At 42.3% G+C, this 13,245-nt stretch carries 19 protein-coding genes; 5 read left to right on the forward strand and 14 right to left on the reverse strand.

Annotated elements, in window-relative coordinates; translation table 11 throughout:
- Positions 1–153: 153 nt before the first annotated feature.
- From UCH003_RS07740 to UCH003_RS07750, 3 genes are all read left to right on the forward strand, one after another.
- The gene (locus UCH003_RS07740) at positions 154–1,314 is read left to right on the forward strand and encodes a MotA/TolQ/ExbB proton channel family protein (RefSeq protein ID WP_060826072.1); all 1,161 of its coding nucleotides are present in this window, start codon (positions 154–156) and stop codon (positions 1,312–1,314) included.
- Positions 1,314–2,387: an OmpA family protein gene (locus tag UCH003_RS07745; RefSeq protein WP_060826073.1), complete on the forward strand. Its 1,074-nt coding sequence runs from the start codon at positions 1,314–1,316 to the stop codon at positions 2,385–2,387. The genes UCH003_RS07740 and UCH003_RS07745 overlap by 1 nt, the downstream gene beginning before the upstream one ends.
- 182 nt (positions 2,388–2,569) lie before the next feature.
- Entirely contained in the window at positions 2,570–4,831 is a 2,262-nt protein-coding gene (locus UCH003_RS07750; RefSeq protein WP_060826074.1) for a bifunctional diguanylate cyclase/phosphodiesterase, read from the forward strand.
- Between the two features lie 16 nt (positions 4,832–4,847).
- On the opposite strand, the gene blaOXA is transcribed toward UCH003_RS07750, so the two are convergent.
- Positions 4,848–5,618, reverse strand: coding sequence for a class D beta-lactamase (blaOXA, locus tag UCH003_RS07755; RefSeq protein WP_432416371.1), 771 nt, complete (start codon positions 5,616–5,618; stop codon positions 4,848–4,850).
- Positions 5,619–5,746: 128 nt separating this feature from the next.
- Between blaOXA and UCH003_RS07760 the strand changes: the two genes are divergently transcribed.
- Positions 5,747–6,157 (forward strand): VOC family protein, encoded by a 411-nt coding sequence (locus UCH003_RS07760; RefSeq protein ID WP_060826076.1) that lies wholly within the window; start codon positions 5,747–5,749, stop codon positions 6,155–6,157.
- Positions 6,158–6,236: 79 nt separating this feature from the next.
- Here the strand turns inward: UCH003_RS07760 and UCH003_RS07765 are convergent, their stop codons facing one another.
- The 13 genes from UCH003_RS07765 to UCH003_RS07825 form a co-directional block, all read right to left on the reverse strand.
- Positions 6,237–6,479: a phage tail protein gene (locus UCH003_RS07765; RefSeq protein ID WP_060826077.1), complete on the reverse strand. Its 243-nt coding sequence runs from the start codon at positions 6,477–6,479 to the stop codon at positions 6,237–6,239.
- A 149-nt stretch (positions 6,480–6,628) separates the two neighbouring features.
- Positions 6,629–7,501, reverse strand: coding sequence for a hypothetical protein (locus UCH003_RS07770; RefSeq protein ID WP_060826078.1), 873 nt, complete (start codon positions 7,499–7,501; stop codon positions 6,629–6,631).
- Positions 7,502–7,534: 33 nt separating this feature from the next.
- Positions 7,535–7,918, reverse strand: a complete 384-nt coding sequence (locus UCH003_RS07775; protein WP_060826079.1) for a type II toxin-antitoxin system VapC family toxin — start codon at positions 7,916–7,918, stop codon at positions 7,535–7,537.
- Entirely contained in the window at positions 7,900–8,127 is a 228-nt protein-coding gene (locus UCH003_RS07780) for a hypothetical protein (protein ID WP_060826080.1), read from the reverse strand. The genes UCH003_RS07775 and UCH003_RS07780 overlap by 19 nt, the downstream gene beginning before the upstream one ends.
- Positions 8,128–8,194: 67 nt before the next feature.
- The gene (locus tag UCH003_RS07785; protein ID WP_060826081.1) at positions 8,195–8,530 is read right to left on the reverse strand and encodes a nitrogen fixation protein NifQ; all 336 of its coding nucleotides are present in this window, start codon (positions 8,528–8,530) and stop codon (positions 8,195–8,197) included.
- A complete protein-coding gene (locus UCH003_RS07790) occupies positions 8,527–9,756 on the reverse strand; it encodes an RNA polymerase factor sigma-54 (protein WP_060826082.1) in 1,230 nt (409 codons plus the stop codon). The genes UCH003_RS07785 and UCH003_RS07790 overlap by 4 nt, the downstream gene beginning before the upstream one ends.
- Before the next feature lie 158 nt (positions 9,757–9,914).
- Entirely contained in the window at positions 9,915–10,211 is a 297-nt protein-coding gene (locus UCH003_RS07795; RefSeq protein WP_039674647.1) for a 2Fe-2S iron-sulfur cluster-binding protein, read from the reverse strand.
- A gap of 10 nt (positions 10,212–10,221) precedes the next feature.
- A complete protein-coding gene (locus tag UCH003_RS07800; protein ID WP_060826083.1) occupies positions 10,222–10,560 on the reverse strand; it encodes a hypothetical protein in 339 nt (112 codons plus the stop codon).
- A gap of 15 nt (positions 10,561–10,575) precedes the next feature.
- Positions 10,576–10,944, reverse strand: a complete 369-nt coding sequence (locus tag UCH003_RS07805; protein ID WP_231964760.1) for a nitrogen fixation protein NifZ — start codon at positions 10,942–10,944, stop codon at positions 10,576–10,578.
- Positions 10,934–11,269, reverse strand: a complete 336-nt coding sequence (locus UCH003_RS07810) for a nitrogenase-stabilizing/protective protein NifW (RefSeq protein WP_060826084.1) — start codon at positions 11,267–11,269, stop codon at positions 10,934–10,936. The genes UCH003_RS07805 and UCH003_RS07810 overlap by 11 nt, the downstream gene beginning before the upstream one ends.
- A 10-nt stretch (positions 11,270–11,279) precedes the next feature.
- Positions 11,280–11,798 carry a flavodoxin gene (locus tag UCH003_RS07815; RefSeq protein ID WP_060826085.1) on the reverse strand — a complete coding sequence of 173 codons (519 nt, stop codon included), beginning with the start codon at positions 11,796–11,798 and terminating at the stop codon, positions 11,280–11,282.
- A 4-nt stretch (positions 11,799–11,802) separates the two neighbouring features.
- Positions 11,803–12,243, reverse strand: a complete 441-nt coding sequence (locus tag UCH003_RS07820; protein WP_060826086.1) for a NifX-associated nitrogen fixation protein — start codon at positions 12,241–12,243, stop codon at positions 11,803–11,805.
- A gap of 3 nt (positions 12,244–12,246) precedes the next feature.
- Positions 12,247–12,603 carry a NifB/NifX family molybdenum-iron cluster-binding protein gene (locus tag UCH003_RS07825; protein ID WP_060826087.1) on the reverse strand — a complete coding sequence of 119 codons (357 nt, stop codon included), beginning with the start codon at positions 12,601–12,603 and terminating at the stop codon, positions 12,247–12,249.
- 112 nt (positions 12,604–12,715) lie between these two features.
- On the opposite strand from UCH003_RS07825, the gene tsaA reads away from it, so the two are divergent.
- A complete protein-coding gene (gene tsaA, locus UCH003_RS07830; RefSeq protein WP_060826088.1) occupies positions 12,716–13,201 on the forward strand; it encodes a tRNA (N6-threonylcarbamoyladenosine(37)-N6)-methyltransferase TrmO in 486 nt (161 codons plus the stop codon).
- Positions 13,202–13,245: the final 44 nt, after the last annotated feature.

Consider the following 13,245-nt stretch of genomic DNA (forward strand, 5'->3'; position numbering starts at 1 on the left):
ATCAAAAAAGATTGTAGTCTTTTCATCGTAAAAACGGCATTAAAAAGCCCGTATATTTACTTTCCGTATAACAAATAAGGCTATAATAGGACATCTTTAACGCATGTTCTTGCCACACCGCAAGAACGTTTGAATTGTCACAAAGGCTCTATGATGAATGAACGAATGGATGAAATGCTTCAAGACTTAAGTGCGCTAGAGCGCAAACCGACATCGGGCATCGGAACGTATTTAAGCTTAATCGCCCTACCGAGTGCGGCGTATCTTTATTTTATTCTCGGTTATTTGGACGTTCTTCACTTCCATGTCGGCATACACAGCATCGTTTTAATCGGACTGATCTTTTTCGTGTCGCTTGTGTTTGCCAAACATAACGGAGAGTACGGCGCATGCACGTTTCGCCGCTACGGCAACGAGCTCAAAAGCGAACTCAACGCATACGTAACGAAAAACCTTATGCGTATCGGCGAAACCGAAAAGTCAAACGCAACGTTCGAGACGTTTATGGACGCTTACGCCAAACGCATTCGCAACGACAATTATGCTTCGATCGCCGCGGGCGTTTTCCCGACGATGGGAATTTTGGGTACGTTTATCTCCATCGCGTTGACGCTTCCCGATTTTTCGTCTCAAACGGCAGGTGCGTTGGAGCAAGAGATTTCCATTTTGTTAAGCGGTGTGGGAACGGCGTTTTACGTCTCGATTTACGGTATTTTGCTTTCGCTTTGGTGGATTTTCTTCGAAAAACGAGGACTCAGCCGTTTCGATCGAGACGTTGAGATTATTCGTGAAGCGACCGCATCGCTTTTTTGGACCAAAGAAGAGATCGAACAAGCCTACCTCAAAGAGAACCTCCAACATTTTGAAAAAATCGGCTTGATGTTCGAACGTCTTAGCTCAAACGACTTTTTCGAGCGTTTGGGTAAAAATATCGAATCCAAATTTGAACTCTTCGACGAAATGCTCACTATGGAAGCCAGTGCGGTCAAACGCGTCTCCGAGCACATCAAAGAGGGTATGGATACCTTAGCGCGTTCCCAAGAAAAGCAAAAAGGGTTGATCGAACTGCACGAACAAATGCTTGCCAAGATCGAGGGATTTAACGAAAATACGACGGCGTTACATGTCAAAATGACAGAGAACAACGAAGAGATGATCGCCACCAATCAAGAGCTTTTACGTGCACTCAAAGAATCCGCCGCAGCGCGCAATCCCAACGAGCCTAACGCCGAAGTCGAATCGCTCAAAGAGAGCCTCAAAATGATCGACGCCGAGACCGAAGAGATCATTCAAAAAATGGATGCGTTAAAATAATGCGCTACCGTTCTTCAAAAAGCTCGGATCAAAACTTTTGGGTCTCTTACGCCGACTTAATGGCAGGGCTTTTGTTCGTTTTTATTTTGCTCATCGGCGCGATCGTCGTCAAATACGTCTACGTTCAGACGGATTTGAAGGGCATTAAAAACGATCTTGAGGCGCAAACGCGCGTCTTACGCCAAAGCCAAGAGGAGCTTTTACGCCAAAAACAAGACTTTTTACGCCTCAAAACCGATATGAACGCGACCAGTGCTTCATTGCAAATTGCCCAAGAATTGTTAATGCAAAAAGAGTCCGACCTAAACGAATCCAACGCAAAACTTCAACTCAGCGACCGAGAAATCGAAAATCTTAAAAAGCTACTTTTAGATACCGAACTGGCACGCGACGAAGTCAAAGGCGAATTGGTTGCTAGCCAAATGGAACTGGGCACGACGACGCAAACGTTGAAACTCAAAGAGGGAGAGCTCGCTCTTTTGAGCGCAAAACTCTTGGAAAGCACAGCGGCGCATCAGCAACTGGTTGATGATTTAAACGTGACCAAAGCGCGCATTAAAAATCTGACGGGACTTCGCATCAAAGTCGTACAGGAGTTGAAAAACAAATTGGGCAAAAAGATCAATATCGATCCCAATAGCGGAGCGATCCGACTTCCCTCCGGCGTTCTTTTCGACGTGGGCTCTTACGAGATCAAACCCGAAGCCAAAGCACGCTTAAAAGAGACCTTGCAACCCTACTTGGACGTTCTTTTAAACGACGCGTCCATCCGTGAAAATATCGACCATATCATGATCGAAGGGCATACCGACTCGGACGGTACCTACATGCACAATCTGGATCTTTCTCAAAAAAGAGCCTATGCGGTTATGGCGTTGATCTATTCGTGGGACGAAAGTAAAAACGCGCTTTTACAACGTTACGTCAGTGCCATCGGACGCTCTTACAGCGACCGCATCTTTAAAAACGGCATTGAAGACAAAGACGCATCGCGTCGTATCGAAATCAAATTTAGCCTCTCTAATAAACAAGCCATTCAAGAGATCGAAACGTTTTTACAACGCAAAGACTAATAAAGCGCAAAGAAGGAAATCCCCTTTTTCTCAAGAGTTCGGCAAGAACTCTTTTCTTTGCGGTATCGAGTTTGTAGCTATTTTTCTCCTTTTTCACATGCTTTGACCGCTTCGTTTTGACAATGTCACTTCTGCCGATCATTTTTATGTTAAGATAATCGATGAAGAATAAAGGAGAAAATATGGCCTTGATTCAAAAAAACATTTGGACGATTTTTTATATTCTTCTTCTTTGCGGTATCGGGTTTTTAGGCATCGTATCGTACGCCAAATGGAATAACGTTCGTGAACACTATGCCGACGACCAGATCAATCTCGTAAAACTCGTCGGCAACGCGACGCACTCTTTGCTTCTATCGCAAGAGATGATACTCGATGTTTTAGGCAAACAAGTTCTCAGAGACAAAGATCCTCGTATTTTAGACGAATTGCTCTTGCTCAATCCCTCCGTCGTCGCCTTCGGTTTTGTCGATGTCGATGGCAATTACCGTTACGTCAATACCAAATTTGATAAAGCCAAACTTCCCAACCTTCGTCAAAACCCTCTCACGAAAGAGTCGTTCGAGTACACCCTCACGCAAAAATCGATGGTCTTGGGCAGAACCTATTATATCGCGGCAAGCGGACGCTGGGGCATTCCGATTCGCAAAAGCGTTGTGGACGATTCGGGTAAAATCATGGGCGTTATGACCGCAGGGCTCAGCGTAGAAGGAGCGTTTAAAATTTACACCGACCGTCTCTCTCTCAGTGAGTATAACAAAGTGACGCTCATTCGAGAGCGAGACCGTTTTGTTCAATTTCAATCCGCAAGCCGCGAAATCTCTAAAGAAATTTACGAAAACCCTCTTCCCGAAGTATTTCTTAATGCGTTGATGGACGCGATCGTGCAACGATACGCCGTTTCCAAAGACGACATCAAAACAAGCGGACGTATTTACACCGCAAGCGCGCGCGACGTGACGGGAGAAAAGATCCAGTTTGCGCTCAAGTACGACCCCCGCTATGCATTATGGATTCTCTCCGATATTGACGAAACGCAAATTACGCGCGAATTTATGAACCATTTTTTCGGCTACATCCTTCTTTTTGTCGGCGTACATGTCGTTTTGTTTATTCTCTTTAAAATCATTTCGGACGCGGAGAACAAACGCCGTGCCGATTTAGTATTCCAAGCCACGCACGATTCGCTCACGCATCTGCCCAATCGCGCTTACTTTCAACAATACATCCACGATTGGATGGGCGAAAACGCTCCGCCTTTTAGCCTTTTGTACTTTGATTTAGACCATTTTAAAAACGTGAACGACAGTTTCGGACATCATTTCGGCGATCTCTTGCTCATCGAATTTTCAAGGCGGCTTTTAGAGGTTAAGACGCCCGAAAGCATTGCCATTCGACAAGGCGGCGACGAGTTTCTTCTCTTAAGCTACGTGACGGACGATCACGAACTCTTAGCCCAAGCCGAAAAAATCATGCAAGAGATTTCCAAACCTTACCGTATCAAACAGTTTAATTTTGTGGTAGGTGCAAGCATCGGTATCGCCAAGTATCCCGAACACGCCCAAAGCGTTGATATGCTTTTGCGTGCCGCCGACATTGCGATGTACGAGGCGAAAAAATACAAAAATAGCGTTCGTCTTTTTGCCGCTTCAATGCAAGAAGGATACCTCAATCGCGTGATGATGGAGCATATGCTCCGCCAAGCATTGGAAAAAGGAGAACTCTACGTCGCGTATCAGCCGCAAATGGATCGAAACGGCATTATGTACGGCGTCGAGGCGTTGGCGCGATGGCAAAGTGCGGAATTGGGGCTCGTTCCGCCCGATCAATTTATTCCGGTCGCCGAAGCGTCGGGTTTGATGCCCAAATTGGGAGATTTTATCTTGAAAAAAACGCTCGAAGAGATGCAACGTTTTCAAGAGGCGTTAGACATAAGGTTTCAAGTCTCCATTAACATCTCGATTAAGCAATTTATGGAAGCGAACTTTCTTAAAAAGCTCACGCGCGAAATCCAAAAAACTAAACTCGACAACCTTGCGATATGCCTTGAAATTACGGAAAGTCTGTTTATCGAAGACATCGACTATCTTTTGCCGCTTCTAAAAAAAATACGCGAAATGGGGCTGTACATCTCGATGGACGACTTCGGTACGGGTTATTCGTCGCTCAATATTTTGCGTAAATTGCCTATTGACGAACTCAAAATCGATAAGAGTTTTATCGATACCCTCATCGAAGACGTTACCGCGGAAAAGATGGTTCAAAATATCATCACGATCGGTAAAAATTTAGAATTGGCGATTTTAGCCGAAGGTGTGGAAACGAAAGCGCAAGAAGAGAAGCTTCTACATTTGGGGTGCGATCGTTTTCAAGGCTATTTTTACGCTAAACCGTTGACTTACGACGCACTCCAAACGTTTGTAGAAGAACAAAAAAGACATTGACATGTAAAGCCGTTTATCACTCCAAAAGCTTCTTGTATCGCAATGCGTCCAAGGTAATACGTTTGCGTAAAGGCAATTCGTCGCTTGAGGGAGTGAGTAAATTCGTCGCAAAAAAGTAAACGCCTTTAGAACTTTCCACATACCCCACGTACCAACCGTGATACTCGGCATTTTTGGGAACCGCCCAGCCTGTTTTAGCGTGTATCACGAAGTCTTCGCCTTGCTCGTCGATCATCATTTTTTTCAGTAAATCGATGTCGCTTCGGCGAAAAGGAAGTTCGTTTCGATAGAGTTTTTTGAGAAAAGCTATCTGCTCGTAAGCACTGATGCGAAGCTTGCCATCCAGCCAAAAACGCTCGACATTATCGCCTGTTTTTTCGTTGCCGTAGTGCAGTTTTTTCAGATAAGCATTGTACGCCTCAAGCCCGATTTGACGCGCAAAACCTTGATAGCACCACACACACGACGTTTTAAACGCACTCTCTAAGGTTTGGTCTTGGTTCCATGCGGGTACACTTCGTTTCACTTTATCCCAAACGATAAGGCTCTTTTCATTCACGACACCTTCTTCTAGGGCAATAAGCGTGTTAGAAATTTTAAATGTTGATGCAGGTAAAAGCGGCATTTTCGCACGTTTTTCATTATAGACGAAAGACTCTTTACCATCAAGTGATTCGATAACCATCGTACCTTTGACGCCAAAATCGTCAAAGAGTTTGGCAAGGGTTGCGTCATCATTTGCCAAAAGCGATAGGGAACAAAAAAGAAGAGGCAATAACCATCTCACGATGACTCCTTTTTTGCTAAATTATAACCAAAAAGAAACGGTGAATTCCTTTTTCTTTTACATGTAATTTTCGTTTGCTATGCTACTATGTACCATTATATTTTTATGTTTACATGTAAGGAGTGCCCATGAAACCTTTTATCAGTATGATCAGTCTTGGAGTGAGCGATTTAAATGCATCCATTGCCTTTTATCAAACGGGACTTGGTTTTCCGCGTATGGAACCCTACGATGAGAATATCGCTTTTTTTACTTTAAATGGAACATGGCTAGCACTGTACGAAAAAAAAGCGTTGGCAGACGATGCCAACATCGCCTTTGATGAAAGCCATTTTCATGGCTTTACCCTTTCACATGTACTAAGCAGTGAAGCCGAAGTGGATGCACTGTTTAAAGAAGCCATTCAAGCAGGAGCCACACCTACCAAACAACCTCAAAAAGTATTTTGGGGAGGTTATAGCGGCTACTTCAAAGACCCTGACGGTCATTTGTGGGAAATCGCTTATAATCCTTTTTTTAAGATAGGAATAGGAGAGTAAAAACTAATCTATCCTTTTCCTCATATAATACATTTAACGAATTTTTAGAACAAAAGAAACCCCAAAAATGGGGCTTTATTTAGTCACGTTGTGGAAAAATTCCTTCTACGGCTATAAAATACTGCGTATGAGGATCTGGTGCTAAGCCTTTTAAATTAGGAACTGCAAATGTAGTGTGCCCATCACCACCATAGGTCGTTCCTATCAAAGCAAACAATGCTTGATTGTTCATGATTTGTAACAATCGTCCATCACAAAGTACCCATCCACGTATTTCAAACTGAAATGCAAACAACTGAATTTGTCCAAGTATAAAGTCCATGAAGCACCTCCTTGTAGGTAATGTAGTTCATTATAACACAAACTCAAAACAGCTGATGTTGCTTAAGGGGAAAAATACGAAATAATGGTTATGATTTATTAAAATTTTTAGGGTGTTTTAAGGTTGTAACTGACCTCTAGAATTAAAGCCTAGCTCTTCATTCTTTTAATTAATAAATCACTAATAAGTTTTATATAAGATATCAATATTCCAATTATTTCTTTGAATCTATCTCTATCTGTGTAAAATAAATCTTTAACTACCTCATTTGCTTTTGGTATTTTTGTTAAGCAAATCATCTTTTCATATTCTTGACTTCCAAAAAAATTAGAAATCATATTTTCATAAATTTCTTTATTTGAATTTCCATTAATTCCATATTTTTTAAGTAGTTTTTTTGATAATCTTTTTCTATCCAAAAAACCGTTATCATGCACTATTGCATTTCTAAGTTCTGAAAGAAGCGCTACTAAAAAAGAGTAATTACGAAATGGCTCTTTGATATCATCATATTTTTTCAAATTAAGCTTTTTCTCAAATACCTCGATAATGCTATACGGTCTATTTTCTTTCTTTAATACTTTATTCGCAAAATCTTCATGTGTAAAAATTTTTATATCATCTATCGATACTTTTCCAAAATCCTGTAAATCCCAAAAATTATTGTCTAAATATCCTATTAAACTATATAAATCATCAATATGTTTTTCATATAATTCATAAGCTTCGACAAAAAGCCATTGTAATTGTTTATTGTTATGATATTCAGCACTTTCAAGAAGTTCATTCACATTTTTTTCTATTTTAGCATCACTTAAAATTTTTTTATGATTACTTAAAATATCCCAATAGACCAATCTTGTTCCTACTATCTTTTCATCTTTTAAAGTATCTATTTTCGAAAACTTCATTAAATATTCTTTATACTTATTCGTTGATTCATCAACAATAAATGAACCATATAATGAAATTTCTAAAAGTTTATTTTCAAAAGAATTAAATAATTGTTCCACTTGTTCCATTTTTAAATGCCTTCCACTATCTTTATCTCATTATCACCAAATCGCATCTTGAAAATAACTCAATATCTTCTCATCTTTCGTTAAAAGTTTACGTTCCTGACTCATGGCATGTGCGACGATAATGCGATCAAATGGGTCACGTGTCCAGTCGATCAGCATTGCTTTTTGGATGACTTCATTAAAATGACAATCCTCTATTTTAAGTCCTATCATAGCGCCAAGATCACCTAAAATATTGTAGGGCGTCTCTGAAATGCGCCCAATTTCATGTAAAAATTTGAGTTCGAGTTCAACCATTGGAGAAACAAAAAGTTGCCCTGCTTGCTCGATGGCTTCAAGTGCTTTGGGTGAAAATTTTTGAAGCTCTTTTTGCCTCAGCCACACGACAATGTGCGTGTCTAAATAAAGGGTTTCCATTCGCTCTCCCATGGGGTGTTGATGAGTTCATCATCGCTTGCGGTCGTGATCTTTTTAGCAACGATTTTATCGAGGCGAGACGGACGCTGTTCGGGAACAATGCGCAACAATTTACCTTTGCGCGAAATCTCAAGAAGCTCACCTTTTTCGATGACACTGTCCAAAAGGTTGTAAAGGTTTTCACGAAGTTTTGAGGGAGTTACGACCATCTTTGCTCCTTTCATTTAAAGTAGAAGCATTATACAATGGCGTACGTTATAAGTCAAATTACGTACGTCACCCCACCAATCGACAGGCGAAGCAGTTGGTTTGATCTTTACATGTAAAGCACGCGGGGGCGACAAGATCGAGCGAATCGTAGATAAATTTTTTCCAAAGTTTATCGGCGGGTTTAAGCTCGAAGAGTTTGGGAAAGTGGCATTTCATGTATTTGCCCATCTGCACACGGTTTTTAAAACCCATGTCTTCGTACAAGTGGCGTTCGCGCATCGACATTGCCGCAACGTGGGGAGCGATGACGTATTTTGAGTAGCGATTTTTGGCGTAACTTTGTAAGAAAATCGTGACCGTCGCTTCTATCTTTAAGCGTTCTTCTTTCGTATAGGGATTCATGCTTGTACCTTGTAAATTTTTTTGCGTTCTTTGGACGATGCGACGTTCATCAGCTTTCGGTATTTCGTAATCGTACGTCGAACCATTTTGATGTTGAAGCGTTTTTCAATCCGTTCGAGTAAGTCGTCGTCGGTTAAAGGCTCTTCTTTGTTTTCGTATTCGATTTGTTGGTTAATAAAATTTTTGATCTCGGAGGAAGAGAGCTCTTTGGTCGCTACCGCGTTGGTAAAGAACGACTTTAGAGGGAAAATACCTTGTTTCGATTCGACGTATTTATTCGAAATTGCCCGCGAGATCGTCGATTCGGCGAAAGAGAGTTCATCGGCTAAGTGACTCATATTGAGCGGCCTAAGCTCGCCTCCGACAAAAAAAGAGAGCTGCTTTTCGACGATTAAAAGCACGATCTTATACAACGTACTTTTGCGTAATTCCAAAAGGTTGACGATGTCGCGTGCCTCTTTAAGCTTGTCTTTGATGGAGTCGTTTTTGCTCGAAAAAGGCTCTTGAATCACGATGTCTGGATAATATTCGTTATTGATACGAAGGCGTATGTCTTCATCCACTTCCACGTAAAAATCAGGAATAATTTGCTTGGGTGTGGCTTGATACTCCAAAGCCGGAGGATTGGAAAATTTCTTTATAACCGCCCTTGCCTCTTCAAAACGATGATGTTTGGAAAACTTATCGACTTTGTGCATCTGTTCGATCATTTTTAATACCAGATGATACAGTTCGTCATCAACCTCGTCGCTCATTGCGTCGAGTTGAAAAACGAACGATTCATGGGCATCCAAAGCACCGACGCCATAGGGTTCGATCTTTGAAAAACGTTGTCGTATGCGCTCAACATAGTCGCTATACACGTTACAGGTAATCGCGATTTGTTCGATATCGCCGTCAAAATAACCCTCTTCGTTGATGTCGCACAGTATCTCGTGGGCGACTTTTTGCGAAACGGGCGTGGGGAAAAGCGGCGGAACGATTTGTTCGAGTATCTTTTCATGCAAAGACTCATGGCTCAATACCAACTCTTCCACCATGCCGTGACTGCTAGCACCCATCGTATGCTCATACGGGCGTTTGACCTCTAAAAACGGATTTTCGTACGAAAGCGTTTCGAGATGCGTGCTTAACTCTTGAAGAGGTAGCTGTAACAACGGGAGCCAAAGTTTGAGCGAGAGGTTGAGACTCTGCTTTTGTTTAAATTCTAGGTTGATACTTCTCATGCAAAAAGTATGCCCTATTTATGAGCTAAATTTGCTTTTTTCTTGATTAATTTTTATGCATTTTAAAAGAGATTTTACAAAAATGTAACAAAGAGGCGACACGGGGGAAAAGAGGCTACGCGGGATGTTTGGATGCGTAGCGACTCTTAAAAGAAGGATTAGTATTTGATACGAACGACGCCGTTTGGCTTTTCGATTTTCATCTGGCATGAAAGGCGCGTATTGGGTGTACATGTACTTGCAAGTATCTCTTTTAAAACCTTAATCTCTTTGTCGGTTTTAGGCGATAAAAACTCCATACCTTGAACGATCTCCACGGCACACGTTCCGCATTGACCGTCACGACAGCCAAAGGGCAATGCGCTTCCGCTTGCTTCTACGACGTCTTGAATGGTAGCACCCGGTTTAACGTTGACGGCTAAAAAGTCGTTGACGATTTCTACTCTTGTTGTCATGGTTGATCCTTTATTTTTTAAATGGTTTAATCAAAACATCGCCCTTAATCATCATCATCGAAGCGATGCGCACTTTCGGGCTTACGGTAAATTGTTGGCAAATATCGGCGTCTTCTTGGCTAATCGCACCTAATGTGACGAGTTCGTCGAGCTCTTCGTCTTCCATATAACTCGTCGGTTCCTCATCGCTGATATGCTCAACGCTAATCAGACATGTCGAATGATCTTTGGGATCAAACGTAATAGGAATCCCTTTTTCTTTCGCTAAACGAACGACGGGTTCGCCGATTTTGGCATCGTAAATACCGTCTTTTTCCGCATCAAAATGCATAAAAATCACTTTGGCCATAACACTTCCTCCTTACTAAGATTTGTTTTTGTAATGCTCACTCATCCACGCATGCTCTTCGGCTTCGAGATCGCGATACGGCTCCATTGCCTCCAATTCGTGTTCCCGGCATCCGATCACTTCGACAACCGCTTCGGCATCTAAAAAATGCACTTCGTAAACGCGTATGACTTGTAAAAAATCCCCGACGGATCGGATATAACCGATCGAGCCTTTTTGGATCATCACTTCGCCGATTTGAAGGTACGGATAGGTTCCGTCGTTTTTCACGTCTTCGAGCAATTTTACTTTCTGTCCGAGAAAAAACTTTGCTTTGGCTTCGTCTTTACCCGACAACTTTGCGGTGACCGTATCGTGTAATACGACGTTTGGATCAACAATCACAACTGCCTCCTTTTTGCGAAGACGTCGTACACGAAGCACACCCTTTGGCATGTCCGTCTTCCGCCATCCCCCATACTTCCGCGGCACTTGGAGAATGCCCGTGTTTATAGTCCATGTAAACGCGCATCAAAGCAAATTTTAAAAAATCCATCAAGTATTTTTCATCGCCTTTGTAAAACTCAAAACCCTTTTTAATCAACGTGCCGTACTCTTTCATAATATGAAAACGCTTAACTTGAACGATGTGTTCGTCATACTCGATAGCAAAAAAATCAAAGTAGTCTTCTGCCGCTCTTAATTGATAAAATTGCTCCAGCGTTCTCATGTCGTATCCTTTACGCCAATTCTTTTTTAAGTTGCGCTATCCAGTTTTCGATACGCTCTTCGGATTTGTCCTCTTCGTTGATATTGTCGATAGCCAAACCGCAAAATTTATCTCCCACGCACGCCAAACTCGCCTCGTAATCGTAATCGCTAGCATCGACAAAACCGATAACCTTTGCACCCGCTTTGGAAAAAATCTGATAAAACTTGCCCAAAGCGCTGCAAAAATGTTCTCCGTGCGTCTTACTATCGCCCGCACCGAAAAACGCCATCGTTTTGCCTTTAAAGTCGATATTTTCGGAAGTGATTTCAAAAAGAGCGTCGACCCAGCTAAAGTGAACGTCGCCTTGTCCCCATGTCGAACTTCCGAAGAAAAGGACATCGAATTCCTCAAACTGCTCAACGCTATCGAAGTCGTCTTCCATTAAAACGCACGCATCGTCTTCGACCTCAAACGCCTCTTTCAACGCCTCTGCGATTTGTGTCGTATTGCCGCCCGCACTCGCGTAAAAAATACCGATATTTGCCATCGTTTTATCCTGCTTTTAAAGTGTATTGTTCGTAAATTTCAATTGCGCTCTTGAGCATCTTACCGCCTTCTTTGACCACGTCTTCATAAGTGCGGAAACTGTAACGGTGCGCATCTTTAAAAAATTTATTCGTCACGACGATCTTATCCGCTAAGACGACCGCCCGACCGAAGCCCTCATGACTCATCTCCATCACGACCGAACACATCACACCCGTTTTGAGCTCAAACGCCAAAGCGATCGATTGAAAAATGAGGCGAATATCTTGAATCTGCATCTCATCGATGTCGGCAATGATGGGAACATTTTTAAGCTCTTCTTTGCTTTTGACGTATTTTTCGCACAAAAGCTCTTCATCGCTTTTTTTTGCCCACGTACCAAACTGATCGAGTGCTCGGGTTTGTGAAATCAGCGTTTCGATAAACAATTTTTCAAGCTCGTTCATACGCTACGCCCTTGCCTCTAAAATTTTTTTGATAAACGGAGGAGGATTGGTTGCCATCATGGAGGTGAGCTTTTCCAATTCGTCTTCGATGTTGACAACCTGTTTGTATTTGATAGGGAAAATCTTTCCGTTAACGACTTTTGCCGCTGCCGCAGGTCCGATCTCGACACAGTACATAATATCGACATGTTCGTTAACGAGCATCTCGACTCTGCCCTCGGTGCGCTCTTCACCGGTCGGAATAACGCCGTGTAGACTATAACCGTTTGCATCGACGTCGTAAACGGCAAACTGCTCGCCTGAACCGAAATGGGCATCAATGTTTTTCAAATCGTTCGTAAAAAACGCTACTTTAACCATCGGTGTGTTCCTCCTATCCTTAAACTTACGGATGTATTTTCAAAAAGTGTTCCGTAGACAAATTTAGTTCCGATAAGATAAACTAAACAAAAATAATATGAGGAGTTTTTCTATGATACGCTTTGAGCCGATCGGCGTTATTCACACGCCCTACCTTAACAATGCCCCATACCAACCGGTTTCAAACGACGCCGGAGAATTTTATATCGATCTCAACGAAGCCTATACGGACGGGCTTAAAGAGTTGTTGCGTTTTAAATACATCTACCTTCTGTTTTATATCGATCGGCTTCACGAAAAACCGAAAATGCGCTTGACGCCGCCTTGGCTTAAGAACAAGGAGTTGGGTCTTTTTGCGACGCGTACGCCCAATCGCCCCAATCCTATCGGACTGAGTATCGTAAAGCTCGTTAACGTTATCGATCGTAAAATCATCGTATCGGGACTCGACGTCTTTGACGGTACGCCGCTTTTGGACATCAAACCCTATATCAAAGAGTTGGACGATAAAAGCGATGCCAATTACGGATGGCTCGAGGACGTCGACAACAAGGAACATTTTATGTTACACATCAAAGGAATACCGCACGATTATTGACATGTCAACGACCACGCGTTCTTCTTAGTCGTTTCTAGCCAAGT

The sequence above is a fragment of the Sulfurospirillum cavolei genome, assembly GCF_001548055.1.
Lineage (GTDB): Bacteria > Campylobacterota > Campylobacteria > Campylobacterales > Sulfurospirillaceae > Sulfurospirillum.

What these genes read in the sequence shown, in the direction of transcription:
- UCH003_RS07740 (WP_060826072.1), top strand. Translation starts at nt 154, where the DNA reads ATGAATGAACGAATGGATGAAATGCTTCAAGACTTAAGTGCGCTAGAG.
- UCH003_RS07745 (WP_060826073.1), top strand. Translation starts at nt 1,314, where the DNA reads ATGCGCTACCGTTCTTCAAAAAGCTCGGATCAAAACTTTTGGGTCTCT.
- UCH003_RS07750 (WP_060826074.1), top strand. Translation starts at nt 2,570, where the DNA reads ATGGCCTTGATTCAAAAAAACATTTGGACGATTTTTTATATTCTTCTT.
- UCH003_RS07760 (WP_060826076.1), top strand. Translation starts at nt 5,747, where the DNA reads ATGAAACCTTTTATCAGTATGATCAGTCTTGGAGTGAGCGATTTAAAT.
- UCH003_RS07765 (WP_060826077.1), bottom strand. Translation starts at nt 6,479, where the DNA reads ATGGACTTTATACTTGGACAAATTCAGTTGTTTGCATTTCAGTTTGAA.
- UCH003_RS07770 (WP_060826078.1), bottom strand. Translation starts at nt 7,501, where the DNA reads ATGGAACAAGTGGAACAATTATTTAATTCTTTTGAAAATAAACTTTTA.
- UCH003_RS07775 (WP_060826079.1), bottom strand. Translation starts at nt 7,918, where the DNA reads ATGGAAACCCTTTATTTAGACACGCACATTGTCGTGTGGCTGAGGCAA.
- UCH003_RS07780 (WP_060826080.1), bottom strand. Translation starts at nt 8,127, where the DNA reads ATGGTCGTAACTCCCTCAAAACTTCGTGAAAACCTTTACAACCTTTTG.
- UCH003_RS07785 (WP_060826081.1), bottom strand. Translation starts at nt 8,530, where the DNA reads ATGAATCCCTATACGAAAGAAGAACGCTTAAAGATAGAAGCGACGGTC.
- UCH003_RS07790 (WP_060826082.1), bottom strand. Translation starts at nt 9,756, where the DNA reads ATGAGAAGTATCAACCTAGAATTTAAACAAAAGCAGAGTCTCAACCTC.
- UCH003_RS07795 (WP_039674647.1), bottom strand. Translation starts at nt 10,211, where the DNA reads ATGACAACAAGAGTAGAAATCGTCAACGACTTTTTAGCCGTCAACGTT.
- UCH003_RS07800 (WP_060826083.1), bottom strand. Translation starts at nt 10,560, where the DNA reads ATGGCCAAAGTGATTTTTATGCATTTTGATGCGGAAAAAGACGGTATT.
- UCH003_RS07810 (WP_060826084.1), bottom strand. Translation starts at nt 11,269, where the DNA reads ATGAGAACGCTGGAGCAATTTTATCAATTAAGAGCGGCAGAAGACTAC.
- UCH003_RS07815 (WP_060826085.1), bottom strand. Translation starts at nt 11,798, where the DNA reads ATGGCAAATATCGGTATTTTTTACGCGAGTGCGGGCGGCAATACGACA.
- UCH003_RS07820 (WP_060826086.1), bottom strand. Translation starts at nt 12,243, where the DNA reads ATGAACGAGCTTGAAAAATTGTTTATCGAAACGCTGATTTCACAAACC.
- UCH003_RS07825 (WP_060826087.1), bottom strand. Translation starts at nt 12,603, where the DNA reads ATGGTTAAAGTAGCGTTTTTTACGAACGATTTGAAAAACATTGATGCC.
- tsaA (WP_060826088.1), top strand. Translation starts at nt 12,716, where the DNA reads ATGATACGCTTTGAGCCGATCGGCGTTATTCACACGCCCTACCTTAAC.